The 23,898-nt window shown below is 51.0% G+C and carries 15 protein-coding genes and 1 pseudogene; 8 read left to right on the plus strand and 8 right to left on the minus strand.

Annotation, left to right across the window (positions count from 1 at the left end):
- Positions 1-104: 104 nt before the first annotated feature.
- Positions 105-2,036, minus strand: a complete 1,932-nt coding sequence (locus B9T62_RS06440; protein ID WP_087914513.1) for an LTA synthase family protein — start codon at positions 2,034-2,036, stop codon at positions 105-107.
- 449 nt (positions 2,037-2,485) lie between these two features.
- Between B9T62_RS06440 and B9T62_RS06445 the strand changes: the two genes are divergently transcribed.
- Positions 2,486-6,082 (plus strand): M14 family metallopeptidase, encoded by a 3,597-nt coding sequence (locus tag B9T62_RS06445; RefSeq protein ID WP_087914514.1) that lies wholly within the window; start codon positions 2,486-2,488, stop codon positions 6,080-6,082.
- 529 nt (positions 6,083-6,611) lie between these two features.
- On the opposite strand, the gene B9T62_RS06450 is transcribed toward B9T62_RS06445, so the two are convergent.
- Positions 6,612-8,177, minus strand: a complete 1,566-nt coding sequence (locus B9T62_RS06450; RefSeq protein WP_245864365.1) for a serine hydrolase domain-containing protein — start codon at positions 8,175-8,177, stop codon at positions 6,612-6,614.
- Positions 8,178-8,448: 271 nt separating this feature from the next.
- Between B9T62_RS06450 and B9T62_RS06455 the strand changes: the two genes are divergently transcribed.
- The 6 genes from B9T62_RS06455 to B9T62_RS06480 all read left to right on the plus strand — a co-directional run bounded on the left by B9T62_RS06455 (position 8,449) and on the right by B9T62_RS06480 (position 16,517).
- Positions 8,449-10,287, plus strand: coding sequence for an HSP90 family protein (locus B9T62_RS06455; RefSeq protein WP_087914515.1), 1,839 nt, complete (start codon positions 8,449-8,451; stop codon positions 10,285-10,287).
- Positions 10,284-11,333, plus strand: a complete 1,050-nt coding sequence (locus B9T62_RS06460) for a hypothetical protein (protein ID WP_087914516.1) — start codon at positions 10,284-10,286, stop codon at positions 11,331-11,333. Before B9T62_RS06455 ends, B9T62_RS06460 begins: the two co-directional genes overlap by 4 nt.
- Positions 11,334-12,555: 1,222 nt before the next feature.
- Complete coding sequence (locus B9T62_RS06465; RefSeq protein WP_087914517.1) at positions 12,556-13,755, plus strand: saccharopine dehydrogenase family protein; 1,200 nt, start codon at positions 12,556-12,558, stop codon at positions 13,753-13,755.
- Between the two features lie 15 nt (positions 13,756-13,770).
- Complete coding sequence (gene nspC / locus B9T62_RS06470; RefSeq protein ID WP_087920155.1) at positions 13,771-14,907, plus strand: carboxynorspermidine decarboxylase; 1,137 nt, start codon at positions 13,771-13,773, stop codon at positions 14,905-14,907.
- A gap of 339 nt (positions 14,908-15,246) precedes the next feature.
- Positions 15,247-15,870 (plus strand): deoxynucleoside kinase, encoded by a 624-nt coding sequence (locus B9T62_RS06475; protein WP_087914518.1) that lies wholly within the window; start codon positions 15,247-15,249, stop codon positions 15,868-15,870.
- Positions 15,867-16,517 (plus strand): deoxynucleoside kinase, encoded by a 651-nt coding sequence (locus B9T62_RS06480; RefSeq protein WP_087914519.1) that lies wholly within the window; start codon positions 15,867-15,869, stop codon positions 16,515-16,517. Before B9T62_RS06475 ends, B9T62_RS06480 begins: the two co-directional genes overlap by 4 nt.
- Before the next feature lie 795 nt (positions 16,518-17,312).
- Here the strand turns inward: B9T62_RS06480 and B9T62_RS06485 are convergent.
- On the minus strand, positions 17,313-18,068 hold the full coding sequence (locus tag B9T62_RS06485; RefSeq protein ID WP_087914520.1) for a siderophore biosynthesis protein: 756 nt from the start codon (positions 18,066-18,068) through the stop codon (positions 17,313-17,315).
- 216 nt (positions 18,069-18,284) lie between these two features.
- Between B9T62_RS06485 and B9T62_RS06490 the strand changes: the two genes are divergently transcribed.
- Positions 18,285-19,466 carry a MalY/PatB family protein gene (locus B9T62_RS06490; RefSeq protein WP_087920156.1) on the plus strand — a complete coding sequence of 394 codons (1,182 nt, stop codon included), beginning with the start codon at positions 18,285-18,287 and terminating at the stop codon, positions 19,464-19,466.
- A 207-nt stretch (positions 19,467-19,673) separates the two neighbouring features.
- Here the strand turns inward: B9T62_RS06490 and B9T62_RS41685 are convergent.
- The 5 genes and pseudogenes from B9T62_RS41685 to B9T62_RS06515 form a co-directional block, all read right to left on the minus strand.
- Positions 19,674-19,793 (minus strand): annotated as a pseudogene (locus B9T62_RS41685) (group II intron reverse transcriptase/maturase); the annotation flags it as partial.
- Between the two features lie 143 nt (positions 19,794-19,936).
- The gene (nagA, locus tag B9T62_RS06500) at positions 19,937-21,133 is read right to left on the minus strand and encodes an N-acetylglucosamine-6-phosphate deacetylase (RefSeq protein ID WP_087914522.1); all 1,197 of its coding nucleotides are present in this window, start codon (positions 21,131-21,133) and stop codon (positions 19,937-19,939) included.
- The gene (gene nagB, locus B9T62_RS06505; protein ID WP_087914523.1) at positions 21,121-21,849 is read right to left on the minus strand and encodes a glucosamine-6-phosphate deaminase; all 729 of its coding nucleotides are present in this window, start codon (positions 21,847-21,849) and stop codon (positions 21,121-21,123) included. The genes nagA and nagB overlap by 13 nt, the downstream gene beginning before the upstream one ends.
- The gene (locus B9T62_RS06510) at positions 21,849-22,724 is read right to left on the minus strand and encodes a MurR/RpiR family transcriptional regulator (protein ID WP_087914524.1); all 876 of its coding nucleotides are present in this window, start codon (positions 22,722-22,724) and stop codon (positions 21,849-21,851) included. Before B9T62_RS06510 ends, nagB begins: the two co-directional genes overlap by 1 nt.
- A gap of 213 nt (positions 22,725-22,937) precedes the next feature.
- Entirely contained in the window at positions 22,938-23,897 is a 960-nt protein-coding gene (locus B9T62_RS06515; protein ID WP_087914525.1) for an O-fucosyltransferase family protein, read from the minus strand.
- Position 23,898: the final 1 nt, after the last annotated feature.

A 23,898-nucleotide genomic window follows, 5' to 3' on the forward strand; every position in this document is an offset into this window, starting at 1 on the left:
CTTTATTTTACTTCACCGGAGTCTATTTTTCTAACCTTTCAGGTATTTCATTTCACGGATTAAGGTTCTTAATTCTTAGCACATTTATTACCGTACAGCACGGCTTATTCCTTCACCGCAGCGTCTTCGGTCGCCACCCGGTCCGGCAGCTGCAGCAGATAGCTGTTCGACAAGCTCAGCAGCCGCTGCATGGCGGTGAACTCAGCTTCGGTGGAGCCGCCGGAGGTTTCGCTATTGTCCAGCAGATTATAATGGGTGCCGTCACTATAGCCTTCACCTGTCAGGAACAGGCTGGAATCATTAATGAAGGAGCCGGTCGGCAGGAAGTGGATCACCGGCAGCAGGTTGTGGGTCTGATTGAACAGGTCCTCGCCGAAATGCAGCTGATCCTGGAGCGATACCCCCAGCAGGTTGGCTGCCGTCGGCAGAATATCGACCTGCCCTCCGGTCTGGCTAAGCTCGGCCCGTTGGCCTGCGCCGGGACTGTGCACAATGAACGGTACATTGAACATATCAGTATAGCCATATTCCCGGCCCATGATCTCATGCATCAGCTCAATTTCGTCATCGCCCAGCGAATAGAGCGGCAATCCTTGATGGTCGCCATAGAAGACAATGACGCTGTTGTCCCACAATCCGCTGGTTCTCAGCCCGTCCAGGAACTGGCCCATGGCGTAATCAGCATAACTCTGGGCCTTGATATAGTCACCGACCAAGGTGTCGTCATAACGCTCCGGCAGCTTGATTGGTGTCTTCGACTCGGGAAGCTTATAGGGATGATGGGCGCTCATCGACAGAATCATTGCATAAAAAGGCTCAGCGGCTGCATCCAGACGAGCCAGCTCGGGAACCGTTTTGGCGTACAGCACCTCATCCGAGGAACCAAAGGCGATATGATCATCCTCCCCGTAGAAGGCCTGGTCATAATACTTCTCGAATCCGATCGCCTGATACAGAACCTTGCGGTTCCAGAAATCTACACTGTTGGTGTGGAACGTCACCGTCTGATAGCCGTTGTTCTGCAGCAGCTTCGGCAGACTGGGCAGATTCTTATCCATATATTCAGATGAAGTTGCCGCCTCATGATGCGGGACATACGTTGAGGTATTCACCACGAACTCGGCATCCGAGGTCGTTCCTTGTCCGGCATTGCTGTAGAAATTATTGAAATAGAATTCGCTCTGTGCCAGCCGGTTGAGATTCGGGGTAACCTCCTGCCCCTCGATCTTCAGACCGAGCAGGAAATTCTGGAACGATTCCATCTGGACCACAATCAGGTTGCGGCCCTTGTCGGCGGCCCAGTGCAGCGGCTGCGACGGCTCGGTGATCCCTTTTAGCTCATTGACCGCCTTCTGGGTAATCTCACTGGAATCTATTAATTCTTCTTCTTCGGTAGTATCGGCAAAAATCGTATAGACCTCATAGCTGAGCAGCCCCATACTCTCCGCCTTCGTGTTCTCATTCATGCTGGCATGGTTGGGCCAGACATTGAACAGGCAAAGCGCCAGCGATACGCTGAGCAGACCGAAGAGAACCTTGGGGTTCATGCGCCGCATCCCCCGTGTCTTCCAGATCGCAATATATTTGGGACGGAACATAAAGCACATAAATACGATAATATCGACAAAAATGAACAAATAATAGGGATCAAGCAGGGAATAGGTGCTTTCTCCCACCTTCGTGACCTTGTCCGCCTGCTCCAGTGCATGATAGGTGGCAATCACCCCGTAATACTTGTAATACATCAGCACAGAGAAGTAGACAAGCGTAATTAACAGATTAGCTATCATATAATACAGAATCTTGCGTTTGCTGGACATCCATTCAATCAGGCCGAACACGATCAGAAAAAAGGGGATTTCCGTCAGCAGCATGCTCCAGGAGGGCCCATTACTGAATACGACAAACCATGCGACCGCGCTTTTGATCAGCAGAATCAGACTGAATAAGAGAATCGGACGGTATCTTAGAATATAAGCAGGTTTATATTTCACTGTATCCTTTATTATTCGATTTGGATCTACTTCTTGCTTCATACTTCACATCTCCTTCATGGGAAAGTGCTGAATTCCAGATAATAATTCAAAAATTTAACAAATACTCCCCATATACCGACGTTTATTATGCTCCTGGCGTACTTAGGTGTCAAAAGGCAGGGGGCGCATGGAATGCGCCTTACAGGAAGCTAAATGAAGTTTTAGTGCAGGAATTGCTCCTATACAGCTCTTTGTGAAAAAAAGTGCAGCTTAGAACATAAGGGTTGTTAACGCTTCCTTTAAAACAAATCTATGAATTCAAATTTTTAACTTCCGTAATAGAGATAAATACTATATTATATTAATTTATATGAATAAAAAAAACATAAACCGCATAATAATGCGTCCGTTTGCCGCACATTCAAGGTGGCACACTGGGGGGATGCAGGAGATTGGAGGACTCCTGCTGTGATTGTCAGCCAGACCATTTAAACTACGGGAGGTACATAATGTCGAAGAAATTATTATCCTTATTTATTGCATTCACCCTGGTTATGTCGGGGATTATTCCGGCAGCTTATGCCGCAGACACGACAGCTACAACTGAGCCGCAGGCCATTGTTGCACCCGCCGCAGTAGATACCGCTCCTGAGAGTACATCCGCTGCTGTAACCTCGGCAGCCCAGGAAGCACCTGAAGCTTCCGTATCAGCCCAGGTCTACCAGGCTTCCATGACCGATGCCAGAACCATGGAGCTGACGTTCGACCTGCCGGAAGGCGCGTCGCCGGAACAGCTGCAGTGGACATTCGGCCGTAATAGCGAAGAGACCAAACCGCTGGCCGAGTGGAAGAAATGGAACACCAGCGCCAGAAATTACAGCGGTGATCCTTTTGTGACCGTGAAAGTTGAGACAGTTACCGGATCAACCTACAAAGCCCAGGTCACCTTCGATCTGCTGTACGGTCCCAACCTGTCGCTAAGCGGCATCCGTGCGGAATATGTGAAACGGGTGGGTACTTACGACCTGGTTGGCTCCCTGCCAGCTGGCGATGTGGTTGCTAAGCAGCAGGTTAAGCTGAACCCATACGATACCTACCATACGTATGATGAGATTAAGCCGGCTATTGACCGCATTACGGCTGACAGCAACAATAAATATGGCCGGTATGTGGAATATCAGCAGATCGGAACGTCCAAACAAGGCCGTGCGATCCATTTCTCGATCGTAGCCAAAGACAAGGCTTCAGTGGATCAATACCTGAATGAAACCATGCCGCTGATGATGAATGATCCGGCAGCATTGCAGGAGAAGATTATCAGCGGAGAATTGAAGGACTATAAAGTGCCGATCTGGCTGAACAACATTCATGCTGATGAAGCGAATGGCGTGGATGTGATCGTTAAATTTCTGGACACCCTGATGACCCAGAAGGTGGTCAGCTATGACACGGTAGACAAGGATAAGAATCCAATTACCTTAGACCTGGATATTGATGCGGCGCTGGATAATGTTATTTTCCTGCTGGATTATGTAGAGAACCCGGACGGACGTGCGCTGAACACACGCGCTACCTCGACGCTGCTTGATCCGAACCGTGATAATTCCTATCAGACCCAGCCTGAGACGCAGGCTGTAACTGCCCAAATTGCCAAATGGACACCGTTGTCCTTCCTGGATATGCACGGGTTCGTAAATGGCTTCCTGATTGAGCCGTGCACACCGCCGCATGATCCCAACGTTGAATATGATCTGATGCTTGACAGTATGTTGGAGCAGGCAACGGCCATGGGACAAGCGGGAATCGCCAATACCAAATATGATTCCTATCATATCCCTTATCTGGAAAGTGAGAAGTTAAAAGCAGATCCGAACTATGTCTCTCCTTCCGGAACTTATGCTACGGGCTGGGACGATGCTTCACCGGCCTATACCGCGGTATATGCGATGCATCAGGGTGCACTGGGCCATACACTTGAAGTTCCTGAGTTGAATGAAGATTCACTGGACGCCTTCTATTATGCAACGCTGGGAGCTACCAGTTACGTGATCGACAACAAAGAGAAGCTGTTCCTGAACCAGCTGGAAGTGTTCGAACGCGGGCTCAACAATACAGATATTGGCGCACCGGTAGACAAGTATCTGATCAATGGCAAGAATGAAGAGATCGGACGTCCGCGCGAGGGACAGACTAATTTCTTCCCTGAATATTATGTGCTTCCGGTATCCAAGGATCTGCAGAAGAACCAACTGGAAACCTATACAATGGTTCAATACCTGCTCCGCAACGGAGTGAAGGTAGAGCAGACCACGACTCCGGTTGTTGTGGATTCCGTTACCTACCCGGCCGGAACCTATATCGTCAACATGCATCAGGCCAAACGCGGATACGCAAATCTGGTGCTCTACGATGGCCTGAACGTCTCTGATTTCGAAGAAATGTATTCTGATACCGTACAGAACTTCGCAGATATGCGCGGGTTCGACCGTTATATCAGCCGTAAGGCCGGTGCCTTCTCAGGGGTTACAACACCTGTAACCAGCGTAACCGTTCCAGTTACGAACCTGGATAACTACGCCTTCTCGCAGAATTATGTTATTCGTAACAGCAACAACGATGCGATCAAGGCCGTTAATGAACTGGTTGCAGCCAAAAAAGCGGTAACCCTGCTCTCGAATGACGGATATGGATATGAAAAAGGCAGCTTCCTGGTTTCCAGATCAAATCTGCTGACCGTAGCCTCTAAATATTTGCTGGATGTGGTGCCTTTCTACGGCGGCGATAGAACTGGCAAGCTGCTGAAGACTCCTACAGTCGGCATCACCGGAGCAGCGTCCTTTATCGTGGCTGATCTGGGCTTCAAGGTGCAGACTTCAGACCCGGCCACGGCAGATGTGCTGGTGAATACAGGCACAGGCCTGATTGCTTCCGGCAAGCCGTTTATCGGCTATGGCAGAACGATGCTGAACACGGTCAAGGGACTGAAGCTGCTGCCTGGGCTGGACTTCGCCAATCCGGTCAACTCTGCTGGCAAAACGGATGCCCATGAGGGACTGTTCAAGGCGGCTCTCTCACAGGACAGCCTGATTACAGCTCCGTATGATGAGTCGGAATACCTCTACACCGTTTCGGCAGCTTATATCACCGCTGTTCCTGAAGGCGCAGAAATTCTGGCCAAATACGGAACAGGCGATGATTTCTTCAAGGCAGGCTGGTGGCCGAACAGCAGCGCGGCCAAGGATCAGGTGCTGGCACTGAACTATCAGACAGATCAGGTTCATGTAACGCTGTTCGCCAATGATCTGCTTAACAAATATCATCCGCAGAACCAGTTCAGACTGCTGGCGAATGCGATTTATGCGGCTGCACCGGCTGCGACTGAAGCGGATGGCATGGACGCTGGCGTGCTTATGCCAGAGCCGACTTCAGGTTCACAATATCCATCGGTACCTACAACACCAACAGCGACACCTGCACCAACGGCTACGGCTACACCTGCAACTGAAGCCACGCCTGCACCAACAGCAACCCCTGCGCCATCCACGGCACCGGTCAGCTTCAATGATCTGGGCCGGGTATCATGGGCAGCTGCTGCCATTAAGGAGCTGAGCAGCAAAGGTATCCTGAACGGTGTGAGCGAGAACAGCTTCGCACCGCTTAAGGAAGTCACACGTGCCGAGTTCATCACGATGATCGTGCGTGCTTATGGACTGCTGGATGAGAATGCGGCAGCGGCTTTCTCCGATGTGAAGGCTTCGAATTGGGCCTACAGCTACATTGCTTCAGGAGTAAGCAACGGCCTGATCAATGGAGTAGGCGGCGGTAGATTTGAGCCGGCGCGGGCGATTACCCGTGAAGAGATGGCGATTATCGCTGCCAATGCGCTGAAGAAGTTCAGCGGCAAATCGGTAGCGGATGCAGATAAGGCGCTGGCTGGCTTCAAGGATAAGGGCAGCATCGCTTCCTACGGCAAGGAAGCGGTAGCGCTGCTGGCCCAGGAAGGTGTCATCACAGGGATGACTGTGGACACCTTCGGACCTAAAGGCATTGCCAACCGTGCCCAAGCGGCGGTAATTATCAGCAAGCTGCTTAATCTTAAATACTAGAAGCTATGCTTCAAAGGATTAGCGAGAATGCCCCGGGCAGGGAACGGCCGCGGGGCATTTTTGCGTGAAGATAGGTTACTACTTACGCCTCCATATGATAAGAGCATCAAAGACTCCGCTCCTCTGGAAGGGCTTAAATGCATCCACCAATTTAGTTGCGAATATGCATCTAATTAGCCGATTATTTCTATTTTGGAGGAAATAGTTGCAAAAAGGCACTTAATTCCTGCGTTTGAGCGTAGTAGGCTTGATTTGCTCGAAATTAGTTGCAGATTTGCACTTATTCGCCTCCTGACAGGAGTTTCAGCTGAAATTAGTTGCAGTTTCGCATCTAATTATTCCAAAGGTTCGAGGTAACCTTCTAAATCCTCGCTGTCACCTAATTCGCTGGTACCTAAGCTGGCGAAATCGGCAGAAAGCCTATTGTAAGACTTTCTGCCAACTCCTGATGTATATTCTTAAGTTCATGTTCTATAGAAGAAACTATAGGTTTCTCCAGTTCAGGTGATATCAGTGCTGCAGCTTCTACTTATAGTGAGTTTACACCGGAGCCGGCATCTTCCGCTGCCGGCTCCCCTCTGCGCGGCTTCGCTGCCCGCGGGAAGAAGCCCGTAACCAGCAGCACGGCAATCCAGGCGAACAGCAGCAGCACGCTGTACTTCAGGCCAGACTGCAGGCCAAGAACGCTCCACAGGTAAGAGGCGCAGAACAGCGCCATGCCAATTACGGTGAGCAGCACCAGCCTGAAGCCGAGCAAGGCATAACGACGCCGGGTCTGGGCTGTGATGAAGACGCGACGTCCTCTGGCGACCCTGAAGGCAAAGAACAGTACGTACACGGCAAGCAGACCGCCAATGCCCCAGGCCAGCAAAGCGTTGGTGTGTCTTCCTGCCAGCAGGGCCTGAGTACTCTCTGGCATTTCACTGGTCTGGTACTCGATCCAGGCATGATAGAGGTCCTGCCGCAGATCGATGCCGTTCTCGCTGTTGGTCAGAACCACCATTCCATCGCGGCTGCCTTGGATGAAGGCATAGAGCGCATGCCAGCCCCGGTTGTCTCCGGGATGGTAGATCAGCGTGCGCCCGTCGGAGAGGCCTCTGGCGAATACGCCCAGCCCGTTCTCCGCAAGCACCGGCTGCTGCATCTTCTCCACTAGGGCAGGCGGGATAACCCCTTTGCCTTTGAACGTATCCTGCTTGCTGTCCATGCTGGCCAGCATCAGCTTCATTAGATCTGTGGCTGTAGTGGTCAAGCCAGCCGCAGCCTGTTCGGTGAACTGGAACAGCGGCAGCTCCTGGCCGAAATAGCCGTAAGCCTTCGACATTCCCGGAGCCTGCGGGTCTTGATGGAAGGTGCTGAGGCCCATCCCCAGCGGCTGAAGCACCTCATTGTCCATATAGTCGGCAAAGGAGGTGTCAGTTACCTCTTCAATGACCAGTTGAAGCAGGGTATACCCTGCGCCGGAGTAAGCAGCGGCTGTGCCCGGCTCTGCCGTCACCTGCAGCGGCTCATTGGACCAGCCCTCGCCTGACAAGGATGCCTCCAGTGTAGTCAGCGGGCTGCCTGGCGAAGTGCCCAAATAACCCTTATGGGCAGGCAGACCTGCGGTGTGGCTGAGCAGCCGCCGCAGGGTAACGCCGTTCAGGTCAAAGCCCGAGTCGGGCAGCTTGAAACGGCTCAGGTAGGTCTGCACAGGCTCATCGAGCGATACCAGTCCTTTGGCAGACAGCTGGAGGATTCCCCAGGCGGTCAGGCTTTTGGAGATGGAACCTGCCTGGAAACGGGTGGTCTCGTCAAGTGCCTGCTTATTCTTGGAATCGGCATACCCGTAGTTAAGCGTGTACGCAATCTCCCCGTCGTCGATAATGCCGATGGCAACACCCGGCACACCATAGGTATCCTGCCATTCCGGTACTTTGCGGTCCAGCAGCTGTTTGAAGTCACTGGCTTGTCTGTCCTCAGCTCCCGCAGTTGGTCCCCCGCCTGCCGCCGATGCTCCATTTCCCGCCAGCAGCATACACGCAACCAGGCTCCCGGCTATCATCCTGCACCAGGTTTTGCTGAAGATAACACCCTTTTGGTTCAACTTATTCATTGTACTTGACTCCTTCTATGCAGGTATCTTGTTTACGTGATCCCAGCATAGAGCAAAGCGGACCTCCGGCCTATCGAATTGCCTTACCTGAAGCTTTAAGTTGTCTTACATTTTCCTTAAAGCACTGTAAGGTTGGAGCGAAGCTGAGAATGGTTGTGATAAAATTTGCGGTTGGAGAGGAAGAATGTGGCAAATCGGGTTATATATATAGTGGGTTAACAGGCAAACCTGCCTAGTTACCCAAATCATACTGAAGAAACGGAGATTTGGGATGAATACACAGGATAATTATCGATTTCAGGTTAATCTAAGTGGAATGATCAACATTCTCTCCAACCATTTGTACAGCAATCCCAAAGTCTATTTGCGCGAGCTGATGCAGAATGCAGTAGACGCTATAACGGCCCGCAAAGCGCTGGACTCTCAGTTCGAAGGGCGGATAACCGCTGAGCTGACAGGCTCCGAAGACCATATCACCTTAATCATTGAGGACAATGGGGTGGGGCTCCAGGAAGAGGAGGTCCATCAATTCCTGGCGATGATCGGGCAATCCTCCAAGGGCGGCGGGCAGGACTTTCTGACCCGTGAGACCTCATTTATCGGCCGCTTTGGCATCGGGCTGCTCTCTTGTTTCATGGTCAGCGATGAGATTGTTATGCTGACCCAATCGGCGTCAGGAGGACCTTCCTTAGAGTGGAGGGGCAAGCCGGACGGTACATACAGCATCAGGAAACTGGATATTTCACTCTCGCCGGGCACCAAGGTCTTTTTGCGCTGCAAGCCGGGGTCCGAGCCCTATTTTGAAGCAGAGAATCTGAAGAAATGGCTGTATTATTATGGAGCGCTGCTGCCTTACCCTATACGACTGCAGACGGAGCTTGCCGACACGCTGATCAATCCCGCACAGCCGATCTGGATAGCTCATCCGGAGCTGGCCAGGGGAGAACGTGCAGAGGTGCTGCAATGGGGAGAGCAACTGCTGGGCGAGAAGTTTCGTGATTACATCCCGCTGACCACCGCTTCCGGGCGGACCGGAGGGATCGCCTACATTCTACCGCAGGCCGTCAATCTGAACGCCAAAAAAACGCATCGCGTCTATCTGAAGCACATGCTGGTCTCGGAGAAGGCGGAGAATATTTTGCCGGATTGGGCTTTTTTCGTGAAATGCCTGGTCTGGACGGATGAACTGCAGCCCACGGCTTCGCGTGAGCATTTCTATGAGAATGAACGGCTGGAGGAGGTCCGCACGGAGCTTGGTGATGCTATCCGCAGCGAGCTGATGCGTATGGCTGAATATGATCCCGACCGGCTGAAGCTGATTATTGGACAGCATGCCCTTTCGATGAAGGCGCTGGCAGCCGAGGATACGCATTTCCTGGGTATTATTCACCGTTGGCTGCCTTTTGAGAGCACATATGGGCAGAAAGAGCTGGGAGAACTGCTGCGTGAAGGCCAAAAAATCTATTATACGCTCACGCTGGACGAATACCGCCAGATTACTCATGTGGCAGCGGCGCAGTCCCTGCTGGTTGTGAACGGGGGCTACATCTATGATGCCGAGCTGCTGGCCCTGCTTCCACAGGTGGTCACAGACGCTGATACAGAACGGCTGCTGCCGGAGGATGTTTCGCTGTCCTTCACGGACCTCTCCCCGGAGGAGCGTAGACAATATTATGAAGCGACTGCGATCGCAGATGCAGCCCTGCAGCGTTTCCGCTGCCAGGTGCAGCTGAAGCATTTCAGACCTGAGGAGCTGCCGGCACTCTATACGCTTTCCAAGGAATCCGCAGATTTCCGTTCCCTGGAGGCGGCCAAAGAGGTAAGCACGGATGTGCTCGGTTCCGTCTTAGGCAGTCTGGGTACCACCTATAGGAATGCGGCGTATTCCACACTGTATTTTAATCTGGATAATCCGCTGGTTTCGCGTGTGTTCAATGCAGGCAATCAAGCGATGCTGCAGCAGGCAGTAGAGATGCTCTATGTCAACGCGCTGATGATGGGCCATTACCCGATGAGCCGGCAGGAGCTGGGGCTGATGAATCAGAGTATTGTGCGTTTTATTGACTGGGGTCTTAGCAATAATAATCAGAGCGGAGGATCAGAACAATGAGTGTGGATTATGAAGAGTTGATGGAGCGGGCCTATGAGCTGCCGGAGGGACGGGCCAAGCTGGCTGTGCTGGAGGAGGCGGTTCGTGCAGCGGATAGTCTAGGTGACATCGATGCCGGTTATGAGGCGCGGTCCGAGATTGTTGAATCGGGAATTTTTAACGGATATCCGATGAAGGTGATTGTGGCCTTCTCCTGGCAGCTGGGGCAGTTTGACAAGGAGCCGGAGCGCTTCGATGATTTCACGCTGCTGTGGTCCTACAAGTGGATTGCGGATAAAGTGGCCTGTTTCCCGGAGGTGCCTAGGGAGCAGATCGATAATCTGCTGGAGGATCTCAAGAAACGGTATCTGGAGTTTGGCTATAACGAGCGCACTTATTACTATTATAAAAGCTTGGTGCATGGCCAGTACGGGGAATTGGAGGAATCCGCCCGGTATATGGAGAAGTTCAAGAGTATGGACGCGGATGAAATGGCAAACTGTGATGCCTGCGAACAGAACCGCGAAGTAGAGTTTAATGTGATGGTCGGCCGAGATGAGCTTGCCTTGAAGGCCGCGAGGCCAATTCTTGACGGAACAATGACCTGCGGAGAGGTTCCGCATGTCACCTTGTCGATGTTGCTGCTGCCGATGCACCGCTTGGGCCAGGCGAAGGAAGCGGAGAAGATCCAGAAACAAGGCTACCGCCTGATCAAAACGAACCGTGAATTTCTGCTGCAGATCGGGGAGCATATCCGCTATTTGGCTCTCACCGACCCGTTCAAGGGGCTGGAGCTGTTCGAGCATCATGTGGCCCATTCGCTGGATCACGAGAATCCTTACGACATTATGATGTTTAATGCCTACTCCGCGAGGCTGTTCAGACAGCTGGCTAAGGAGACGGTGGCCTTTCAGGTGAAGCTGCCCGCTGGCTATCCGCATCCCGAGCACGCGACGGATGTAGCCGCCCTTGCTGCATATCTTCAGCAGCAGGCGTTGTCCACAGCCACGCGGCTGGACCACCGCAATGGCAACAGCTATTATACCGATTTGGTGAATAGCTTATAAATACATCGGAAACAAGTGGAATCGGCTACGCCGTTCATTTAAAGGACGGGGTGTTTCAGCGAGAAATAGAAGGATAATGGATAGCGTGAAACATATACATTCTTATATTTGAACAACAAACTCTCCCGCCCATAGTCTGGGGGGAGAGTTTTTACTGTGTTTTATGACGGAAGCAGCGTTCCGGAGATTGTCATTAATAATCGTTATCAATATACTAAAGAATAAGAAAACAGCAGGTGGTGTAGAATCCGAAATGAGAAATGCGAGGACCTTCCCGGCTGCCGAAGGCGGCATTAAGGGATTGGGATGATTTAACCTTTCGGCTGCGGTCGGTGGAGACGGTTAGAGGGGCAGCCGAAGAAGGAGCAGGGCTTAAGCTCCGGCGTTCTTATCATAAGTTCGCATCGATGATTTAGTTGCGAATACGCATCTAAATTACTACTTTTTTCGATTTTAGAGGAAATAAGTGCAAAAAGGCATCTAATTTCGACGTTTGATCGTAAACATCGCGATTTACTCAAAATTAGTTGCAGTTTCGCACTTAATCGCCTGATTTTTCACGATTCGGCTGGAATTAGTTGCAGTTTTGCATCTAATTTACTCTGAACGTTCCAGAGCAACACTCTAACTGCTTGCTGGACTTAAGCAGTAACCACTTTCGCTTCTATAGTTCTTCACTGCTGCCGATAGTTGCCATTCTTTATGTACATAATAAAGATAGTGAATTCAAGACTAAAGTCCTCCAGAAGTCGGAACCACGATAACATAACCACAAAAACGGGTAAAAGAATATATTACGGCCTTTTTGCTGTGATGTTCGCCATGGTAATCGGCCTCGGCTGGAGAGCCGAAGAGGCAGATTATGCGGAGCTTGTATTCAGTGGATCTTCGCGGATCTGAAAGGACGGTGATAATTTTCATTGTTTTCTGAATAAAACATATGAAGGATCATCCGGCTGTGATACAATAATCTAGTTGTCGTGATGCGCCTCCGCCTTAGGCAGATAGTTTGAAATCTGATCCTCTGCTCAGTCGCATCATTGTGAAAAATAGAGTATTTCGGTGTATTTTCATGCATTTCGGAGTATGAATTGGAAAATTGCAGATTTTACACAGATAAGATCAATATTTGTCGGTTTTTATTGATTTATTGCGATGATTTATGTATAATCAGCCTTGTTGATTTTTGAGCAGAAATATGACTTTTGGGAGGTTATTCATTTTGGGAAAAGCATTAATTATTGGCGCTGGCGGCGTATCGAGTGTTGTTGTTCATAAATGCTGCCAGAACCCGGATGTATTCGAAGAGATCTGCATTGCCAGCCGTACGCTGGCGAAATGCGACGCTCTGAAAGATAAATTGGCCGGAGGCCGCACGAAGATTTCTACGGCTCAGCTTGATGCGGATAATACAGATGAGGTCATTGCGCTGATCCAGAGCTTCCAGCCGGATGTCGTTATTAATGTAGCTCTCCCATATCAGGACCTGACGATTATGGATGCATGTCTGGCAACGGGAGTTCATTATGTGGACACTGCCAACTATGAGCCGCAGGATACTGCTAAATTTGAATATTCCTGGCAATGGGCTTATAAAGAGAAGTTCGAGCAGGCGGGCATTACCGCACTGCTGGGCAGCGGCTTTGATCCTGGCGTAACCGGCGTATTTACGGCTTATGCGCAGAAGCATTATTTTGACGAGATCCATACGATTGATATTGTGGATGCGAACGCGGGCGACCACGGTTATCCGTTTGCGACCAACTTCAACCCTGAGATCAATATTCGCGAGATTACAGCCAATGGCCGTTATTTCGAGAATGGCGAATGGATTGAAACTGCGCCGCTGTCCGAGAAAAAAGTCTACGATCTCCCGGAGATCGGCCCGAAAGATATTTACCTGCTGTACCATGAGGAATTGGAGTCGCTTGCGGTTAACATCAAGGGCGTGAAGAAAATCCGCTTCTGGATGACCTTCTCGCAGAACTATCTCAACCACCTGAAGGTGCTGGAGAATGTGGGCATGACCTCCATTGAGCCGATCCTGTATGAAGGCAAGGAGATTGTTCCGCTGCAGTTCCTGAAGGCAATTCTGCCGGACCCGGCTTCGCTGGGACCAAGAACCAAAGGCAAAACCAATATTGGCTGCATCATTCAAGGCACCAAAGACGGCCAGCCTAAAACGTATTATGTCTACAACGTGTGCGATCATGAGGAATGTTACGCAGAGGTCGGCTCCCAGGCGATTTCTTACACCACTGGCGTTCCTGCCATGATCGGCGCCATGTTAATTATAAAAGGAATCTGGAAGAAACCAGGCGTCTACAACGTCGAGGAATTTAATCCGGACCCGTTCATGGAAGAATTGAACAAGCAAGGGCTGCCTTGGCAAGAGGATTTCTCGCCAACGCTGCTGGACTAGGGCCAGTTCATGGATATTAATATCGATATCAGCACCTTGCCGTCCCCCAGCTACCTTGTGGATGAGAGACTGCTTACCCGTAACCTGGAGGTTCTGAATTCGGTTCAGGAGCGTACGGGTGCCAAGATTCTGTTGGCGCAAAAAGGCTTCTCCATGCATTCTTTGTATCCCTTGGTCGGTCAATACCTGCATGGCGTCACTTCCAGCTCGCTGTTCGAAGCCCGGCTGGGCTTCGAGAAGATGGGCAAAGAGGTGCATGTGTATGCACCGGCTTATGTAGACAGCGAGTTCGATGAGCTGCTGGGCTACAGCGACCATATAGTTTTCAATTCCTTTGACCAGTGGAATCGGTTCAAGGACCGTGTGAAGCAGGCCGGGAAACCGGTCAGCTGCGGCATCCGCGTCAATCCGGAATATTCCGAGCTTGAAGTGCCGCTGTATGATCCTTGCTACAACTTCTCCCGCATGGGGGTAACGCTGCCGAACTTCCGGCCGGATGAGCTGGAAGGGATCGACGGAATTCATTTCCACACCATGTGCGAGCAGAATTCGGACACCTTGGAGCGTACGCTTCAGGTGGTTGAAGAGAAATTCGGCGAATACCTGCATGGGATGAAATGGCTGAATTTCGGCGGCGGCCATCACATCACGCGTCCTGATTATGATCTGGAGACGCTGGTGCGCTGCATCAACTACATGAAAGACAAATACGATGTGCAGATCTACCTGGAGCCTGGCGAAGCCGTAGCGCTGAACACAGGGTATCTGGTAGCTACTGTGCTCGACACCATGCACAACGGAATGGATATCGCCATTCTCGACACCTCGGCTGAATGCCATATGCCGGATGTGCTGGCGATGCCTTACCGCCCGAACATTGTTGGCGCCGGAGAACCGGGAGAATATGCCCACACCTACAGACTTGGCGGCATGACCTGCCTTGCCGGAGATGTGATCGGCGACTATTCCTTCGAGCAGCCGCTGAAGTATGGCGACAAGCTGATTTTCCTGGATATGGCCCACTATTCCATGGTTAAGAACCACACGTTCAACGGCGTGAATCTGCCTTCGATTGCTTCTTATAATGAAGAAGAGGGTATCAAGGTCATCCGCCAGTTCGCTTATGAGGATTTCAGTGGACGATTGAGCTAATCTCGTGTTCTATAGATAACAGCCCCCGCCGGTATATGGCAGGGGCTGTTTGCGGTAAGGGGGCGAAGCTGTTGTGGTGTGTGCTCGGAGGCAGCTATGTATGCAGGGGAGCTTGCTGCATATGTTGAGTTGTCAGATTGCTGAATGCAGCGGTAGCTACACAACTAACGGACTCCAGTGTCATCATGGCACCGTTCTCCATAAAGGTTATTGGCTGCCCTAAGGTTGCCGGAAATTAGGACTCTCCCTATAGGCCAGATTGTGATACAATAATTTAGTCTGTTTTTTGGAGCTGAACCGAGCAGGCAGGGATCGCATCTGAGGAGGAAATCAACACCGATGAAACACGCATCATTTATAGCCGTGGAAGGGCCAATCGGGGCCGGCAAAACCACATTAACCACCATGCTGGCCGCAGAGCTGGGTCTGCCGGTCATTAAAGAAATCGTCGAGGAGAATCCGTTCCTGGGCAAATTCTATCAGAATATGGATGACTGGAGCTTTCAGCTGGAGATGTTCTTTCTATGCAACCGGTACAAGCAGCTGGAGGACACCGTGCTGGAGTACATAGATAAAGGCAAGGCTGTCATTTCGGATTATCATATATACAAGAATCTGATCTTTGGCGAACGCACACTGAAGGGCACGAAACGGGACAAATACCGCGAAATCTACCATGTGCTGACCGATGATCTGCCGAAGCCGAATATTATACTCTACATCAGAGCGGATCTGGACACCTTGCTGACCCGAATTGCCAAACGCGGCCGTTCCTTTGAGGCTGAAATGGATAATGCCTATCTGCAGCAGTTAATTGAAGATTATGATTCGGCGATGGCTTCGCTGGCGGTCACGGAACCGAACACAGTGATCCTTGCGATTGACGGGAATCAGTTTGACTTTGTGGAGAACCCGCAACATTTTGCCGAAATTGCCTCACAAGTAAAGGAGCTGCTAACATGAATCCCTATAATATCCCTGACAACGCTATTATCACTGTAGCCGGAACGGTGGGTGTCGGTAAATCGACGCTGACTGGCGCTTTGGCTTCACGGCTGAACTTTCAGACCTCGCTGGAGCAGGTGGACCAGAACCCGTATCTGGAGAAGTTCTATCATGATTTCGAACGCTGGAGCTTCCATCTTCAGATCTATTTCCTAGCCGAGCGCTTTAAGGAACAGAAGAAGATGTTCGAGCTGGGCGGCGGCTTCGTGCAGGATCGTTCGATCTATGAGGACACCGGTATTTTTGCCAAAATGCATGCGGATCAGGGCACGATGTCCCCAACCGACTACCATACCTACACCAGCCTCTATGAGGCTATGGTAATGACACCTTATTTCCCGCATCCCCATGTGCTGATCTATATTGAAGGCAGTCTGCCGTCGATTCTGACCCGGATTCAGGAGCGCGGGCGCGAGATGGAGATTCAGACAGATGTCTCCTACTGGGAGCATATGCATGGCCGGTATGCAGAGTGGATCAATGGGTTCAACGCTTGCCCGGTGCTGCGCTTAAACATTGATGATTATGATGTCAACGATCCGGCGTCGATGGCCGATATCCTGATGCAGGTGGGGCGGACGGTTGGAGATCGGGCGTTAGTTTAGTATAAATAGTGTAAAAGAAAAGCGTTAAAGCAGCCTCAGAGGAGGCTATTTCATATAACAACAGCACCTTATGGTGCTGTTGTTGTGTGATTATGATCAGAATGTAAACGCATACGCAGGAAAAGGCAAGAATCGCAAGAAATATTAAGAGAATGTGAAATGGGCGGCGGCTATCGCGGAATATCGGGGGGAACGGGAGAATATCAGCGATTTTGAAAGTTTAAAATTGGAATAATATGCGTTATGATAGAGACATCACCAAGGAAGCAACAAACATTCCTCAGGTGATTCGCTCAATCCTTAAATTAATTCATTAGTTTAAGAGAGGAGAGAAACCGATGTACCAGCGTTAGCGAAACATTCCGGAATCGGAGGCAGGATATCCAGGGCGAGGTGACAACGTCCTTGGTGCAGACCGTGGGAATGTGGGAACTAAGGCCAACCGTTGTTCAAGCGAAACCGGAGTCATCAGGAAAGTCCCATTCAAAGCAAGAACAAGCTTGCTAAGAAGGAGTGCGATTCCAGTGGAAAAGGTTAGCGAAGCGTACGAATACGAGGTCTCACACTAGGAGAGGCGTCCGTGATAACGCAGCTCGTGAACATCGTGTACGCGGGAAATCAGCGGAAAAAATGAATAACAATACCGATGTGTAGCACATGGTTTGTTGCTGGAGGAAAAGATCGAATTGAATAGTTTAATTAAACCATAAATCCCCGGGCCTTAGACGTTAAGGTTACGGGGATTTATGTGTTTTTGTGCAGAAAAATACATACAGCGGCAGGCTTCTCAGCTAATCAGGTGTACTCGAAGCAGATTACCGCCTTGGCCAGCTCCCGGTCATAGAACAGATACACATTGTCGGCAGCGGCCGCTTGGAAGTAATACCCCGTAAAGCTGCCGATATAAGTGAGGACCTCGCCCTTGTTGTTCTTGGGCACATGGATCAGATTGGTTTGCTCGAACGCCAGCTGCTCTCCCAGCGTATCCCCGTATTCACTCATATGTTCCTGCCAATCCTCTGACTGAAAGCCTATATCATCCAGCACACCATTGATCTCTGGATAGGAGTGTTCCCAGCCCATAATGTGCTTGACTGTGAGATCCTGAACCAATTCATCGACGGATGCGAAATCTGAGTCATAAGTGGAATAGGGGTAGATACTATGTATTTTCTGATACAATTGCTTGCGCAGCTCGTAATCCTCGCTGTTGAGGGCATAACCTTCCTCCTGATCTTCGCCGTATTCCTCCTCATTGATCCGGAAGTAATTCCAGTCCGCCTCGAATTTGTATTTGCCTTCAATCACATCGAAGCCGATCATATCCTCCTTGCAGAACGCGGTATGATAGGCCTGGGTCTCATCGCCCAAGCTGACGCCGTAGATCTCCTTGACTGACACGAAATGCACCCACTCATCCCGCTTCGGAAAAATACACTGCAAATTCACCGAGCAGATCGGCAAAAAATGCTTACGGTGGTTCTCGATATCATCATAAAATACATCCTCGTAGGCGGGGAAGGGTTTAATTAGATGCTCAGGTATGTTCATTAATGTGTGCCTCCTTGATCGATTTAGGTGGTGAGAAGAGGGAATAGAAGCTAGTCTCTAGTATATAAAAAGAGGGGGTGGAAAGCCAGTTAAACCCCCTTAATATCTTTCTATATAAGCTGCCCTGAGATGCTGGAGTAGAAGGTTAGGCTGGTCTCTGCGCATTTGCTCATGGTACAATAACCGGACAAGTGTGGAAGGATGAGGTGACTTTTGTTGAAGTATGATTTCAATCGTGTGATCGACCGCCGCAATACCCGTTCCTACAAATGGGACCAATCGGAGAAGCTGTTTGGAGACAAGGATATCATGCCGCTATGGGTAGCGGATATGGACTTCGAGAGTCCGCCCGCAGTCAAGCAAGCGCTGCTGCACCGTGTGGAAGAAGGAATCTACGGGTACAGTGTTCCCAGTGACTCCTATAAGGAAGCTATCGTCGACTGGTACCGCAGACGGCATGATTGGCAGATCTCTCCGGGCTGGATTACGGATTCCCCCGGAATCGTGACCTCGCTAAGCTTCTCGGTGGAGCTGTTTACGAGCCCTGGGGACGAGGTGATTATCCAGTCTCCGGTGTATTATCCTTTCTATGATGTCATCCGGATGAATGACCGCAAGGTTGCCCTCAATCCGCTGCTGTTGCGGGGCGGCCGGTATGAGATGGATTATGCGCAACTGGAAGGGCTGATGCAGGGAGGAGCGAAGCTGCTGCTGCTCTGCAGTCCGCATAACCCAGGGGGGAGAGTATGGGAGCGTGAAGAACTGCTTCAGCTGGGCGAGCTGTGTCTGCGCTACGGGGTAACGGTGATATCGGATGAGATCCACTGCGACCTGGCACTGCCGGGACACCGCCATATTCCATTCGCATCGCTGTCAGAGGAGCTGTCTGCGATAACCGTTACGACGCTTGCCGCAACCAAAACCTTCAACCTGCCGGGTCTGCAGACCTCATATCTTGTCGCTTCGAACCCGGAGCTGCGAGTGAAGTTTGAACGCAAGCTGAAGACGCTGAGCCTGCATATGGCCAGCTTCCTGGCACCGGAGGCGGTGCAGGCCGCCTATAATGAAGGCGAGGAATGGCTGGATGCGCTGCTGCTGCATATCGACGGCAATGTTAATTACGCTATCGACGTTCTCACCCGGGAGCTGCCGCAGGTAGAGGTGATGCGTCCGCAGGGCACGTATCTGCTGTGGGTCGATTGTACCCGGCTGAAGCTGGACAGCGAAGGTCTGAAGCGTCTGATGTACAAAGAAGCGCGGGTCGCCTTCAACGAAGGCTCCGTCTTCGGCACCGAAGGGCAGGGTTTCCTGCGGATCAACCTGGCTTGCCCGCGTTCCATTCTCGCCGAGGCGTTGGAGCGTTTCACGCGCGCCGCTGCTCCGTATGCAATGAACTAAGCTTTGTCGAACCGCCGGCTGCTCTCTGGGCCGGTGGTTTATTTAAAATATCAGAAAGTATAAGTTCTACCTGATCTTTTATCCTTCTATTTCTCGCAGAAACGGTTGCCGTCCCTAAAAGGACGGCAACCGTTTCTGCTTGTTAAATAAGAATCTATATGTTTTAGGGGGAGCGAACCGTACCCCTTTATTTAGTGGGTGCTCCATTCGATTGTTCCCCATGTCGATGATCATTGTCATCCGGGGCAATACGCTGCGCCCCACTTCGGCCAGCGCCTGGTGGGGTGAGCGTTTCGGTCGAAATCCATACGAGTTCGGGCGGAGGTCTACCTGAAGTCTGCCTGAAGATATCTTCCGCAATCAGTTGCCTGTTTCTCGCCAAACCGATCCTTTCGCCGAAAAATCCTGTATTATTGCAGGAATTCACCCTAAAAGGCTGTATATCGATTCTCTCTAATTTAATTTTGGAACTATGCTTGATTTGTGTGAATTTTGCGGCCGCAAACCCATACTCCGCATAAATTCAATTCACCGTCAAGCAGCAGGATATCGCCGCGCTTGCCGGCTTCCAGGGTGCCCGTGCTCCGCTCTATGCCGAGTGACAGTGCCGGGGTAAGGCTTGCCGCGCGGGAAGCTTCTTCCAGGCTGAGGCCAACGGTCTGCACCAGATAACGAAAACCGCGAATCATCGTCAGTGTGCTTCCTGCCAGGGCTGCGGGATTTTCCTTGAGGGTGGCTATGCCATCCTTCACCACAACAGGCAAATCGCCGATTTTATATTCGCCGTCGATGAGCCCGGTGGCAGCCATGGCATCTGTAATGAGCAGCAGATTGCCGGCGCTTTTAAGCCGGGCCAGCAAGTCAATCGCGGCGGGATGAACATGAATGCCGTCCGCAATGATCTCTGCCCGTATCCGCTTATCGGACAGAACGGCTCCTGCGCTTCCCGGTTTGCGGTGATGCAGCGGCGTCATGGCGTTGAACATATGCACAGCCTGATTTAATCCGGCATCTGCCGCAGCAATAACCTCTTCATAAGTTGCATCGGTATGCCCGAGGGCTGCCGTTATGCCATGCTTTCTGAGCCAGAGAATAGCTGCCAGCGCACCCTCGCGTTCCGGTGCCAGGGTCACCTGCCGGATCAATCCCGGATATTCCGTTTCCCATTGTTCAAGCCATTCTATATTGGCCGGAACGATATGCTCGGGATTCTGCGCACCGGACCATTTCGGGCTGATGAACGGCCCCTCCAGATGCATGCCCGCCAATTGGGCGAAGGGCATTGGAGCGGAACGGTACGTGTTCACCACGGACAGGACGCGGTCAATGGAAGCCTTGGGTGCCGTCATCGTGGTGACAAGCATGGTGGTTGTTCCTTGTGAACTGTGGAATTCAGTAATAGCATCGAGTGACTCGGCATCACAATACATGAAGTCATGGCCGGCGCCGCCGTGCACATGCACATCGATGAATCCCGGAATGAGCAGACCCTCTGCGTCTTGTCCACTTGCCGGCCAGTGCGCATAATCTTCCGGCAGCCAAGTCGCTTCGCCCGCATAATGAATCTGGGCTTCAGAAACAGCAATGACCCCTTGATCAATCACGCCGCGGGGAGTCAATACTTTACCGAACAGCAGCTCTCCAGTTCCAGCGCTTATTTTAGCCATTTGCCTGCTCCTTCATCCAGCAGAACGACAACGTTGGGGTGGCTTTGCAGCAGGGAGGCCGGACATTGGGTCGTAATCGGGCCTTCCAGCGCATTTTTTACTGCCTCGGCCTTCTCCTCGCCGCGTACCAGCAGTACAATCTGCCGCGCCTTCAGGATTCCGCCGATTCCCATCGTGACTGCCTGGCGGGGCACATCCTCCAGCTTGTGGAAGAAGCGTGCATTGGCTTCCCGTGTCTCTTCCAGCAGATCGACAACATGGGTGCCGCTGCTCAGGCTGGCATCCGGCTCATTGAACCCGATATGGCCATTGCTTCCGATGCCGAGAATTTGCAGGTCCACGGGACCATAATCCTCCAGCATTTTGTCATAGGTGAGGCATTCAGCCTTCAGGTCGGCGGCATTGCCGTCAGGGACATGCGTCCGGGCAGGATCAATGTCGATATGATTGAACAGATGCTCATTCATGAAGCTGCGGTAGCTCTGCGGATGGTTCACGGGCAACCCTACATATTCATCGAGATTGTAGGAGGAAGCTTTGGAGAAGCTGACCAGTTCTTTACGGTGCATTTCAACCAGCCTGGCATAGACGCCGACCGGAGAGCTGCCGGTAGCGAGACCAAGTACGGCCTTGGGGTTGCTCTGCAGCAGGCTGATGATAAGATTCGCGCCGGTCTCCACAAAATCCTCATCATTGCGGAACTTTAAAATATTCATTAGGATAAACCTCCTCGTTTGTTACGGTAGTATTGGACATTGAGGTAAGATTGCTCCAGCTTGGGAATGAAATCGCCAAACCGCGTGCTGACCATCCCCGTGAACAGGATATCAATAATATGCAGTTGCGCTATGCGCGAAGCCATATCTCCGCGCCGCATCCCTTGCTCCAGGGATGAGGAGAACAGCGGGATATCGGCCAGGGTAGCCAATGTGCTGCTGCCATAAGACGTTAGAGCGATCGTGCTGGCGCCGCCGGCACCGGCACAGGTTAAGGCATCAATGGTTTCCGGAGTCTCTCCGGAATAGGATACCGCGAATGCGACATCGCCTTCGGAGAGCGAAGAAGCGGAAGTGATCTGCATATGGGAATCGGCAAAGGCGGTGCAGTTCACACCGATGCGGATCAGCTTCTGGTAGAAATCCTGGGCGACGATAGAGGAGGTCGCCATCCCGTACAGATCGACCCGCCGCGCCCGGCATAATAGATCTACAGCGGACTGCAGCCGCTCAATATCCAGCAGTGAGGTTGTATCCCGGATGGAGGCCAAATGGTTAGCCTGCATGGCTTCCACAATAACCGTGAGCGGATTGCCCGCTACAATATCCTGGTAAGAGGAGCTGCCATCCTGAGGTGCATCGCTGTGGGCGATTTCGGTCGCCAGCTTCATCTTGAAATCTGGGAAGCCCTTGAAATGTAATGCCTTGCAAAAACGCGTTATCGTTGCAGGGCTGAGGCCGCATTGCTCCGCCAGCTCTGTGATGCCCATATGCACAACCTCACCGGGCGAGGCGAGAATTCGCTCGGCCAGCTTGCGTTCCATTTGGGACAGCTTGGACTTCCCGTGCTCCAGGGCATGCAGGATTGGAGACATAACACCACCTCGTTTTCTTTGGCGAATATTGAAATTATTTTTAGTATTATTAACATAAACGAGAAAATTATTTTCATTATTAGAATAAAGCAAAATCTTACGGGATGCAAGAGTGATTTTTCAAAAGTGTTCAGCCCTTTAGAAAAAACAAACGACCGCTCTCCAGTGGAATACTGGCAAACGGTCGCTGTGTGAGGATGTCATTATTCATGTTTAATACAGCAGCTTGATGTTTTTCTCCGGCCAATCTTTCATCCGCAGAACCGTATTCGACAAGCTGGAATACCCGTTGCCAATAAAATAATCGCATTGAACGGCAAGGTAAGTGTCTTTAATAATGTCTGAGGTGTCTTTTATGAGTTCAATTCCTTTATGCCGCTGGTTTGGAAAATTAGACCGGTTCGGATGGACTTTTCCTTTTAAGAACGTCTTTCGGCTATCACTTACAATTAACGTCTCGTATTTATCATAAATTTTTTGGAATTCGCGTACGAACTTATAATGATCTGTAATGAGAAACAGATGGCGGCATTCGAAATTGTTCATGAAACTCCATATATTAGGATGATAAAATTCGTTGAGATTATAGATTTGTCCGATTTCACTGACGAGTGCGTTGGCCCGGATATGAACGCCTAAGATCGGTTTTTCATCACGGAACTGTGGATTCACATAGATAAACTGTTTGGCTTCGTCAATAATACGAGGCTGGATTTTAATATATTTGTCGAACAGATACCGGTACAATTGGTGTGCTGTTTTGCCGTATAAAGGGTGCCGCTCGGGTATCAATGGTACAATAGAGCTGACATGGTAATACACATCACTCACCAGCACGTTGGCATCAGTGGCTACCATGTCCTGTAAATCTCGGAGCTCCCATTTCAGTTTGTCGGGGTCCTCCATCAAAACATTATGACTGTTCCAGGTGGACGGATAATACGAATAATCGGATCGCGTGAGTTCATGGGGCGCATGTTCGGAGATCGGCTCGAAAAACAACTCGAACGAATTTTCCGTCAATGACTCGGAATACAGACTATCCATCCCCCAGTACACCACCGGAGTCCGGCTGGTAATCTCTGCCATCAGCAACTGGCCTACGATATGATCCACGTCTGCCCAAATGCTGTACCCCCAAGGTTTAATTAGGAGAAATCGGTCACTGCTCATG

The sequence above is a fragment of the Paenibacillus donghaensis genome (assembly GCF_002192415.1).
Classification (GTDB): domain Bacteria; phylum Bacillota; class Bacilli; order Paenibacillales; family Paenibacillaceae; genus Paenibacillus_AQ; species Paenibacillus_AQ donghaensis.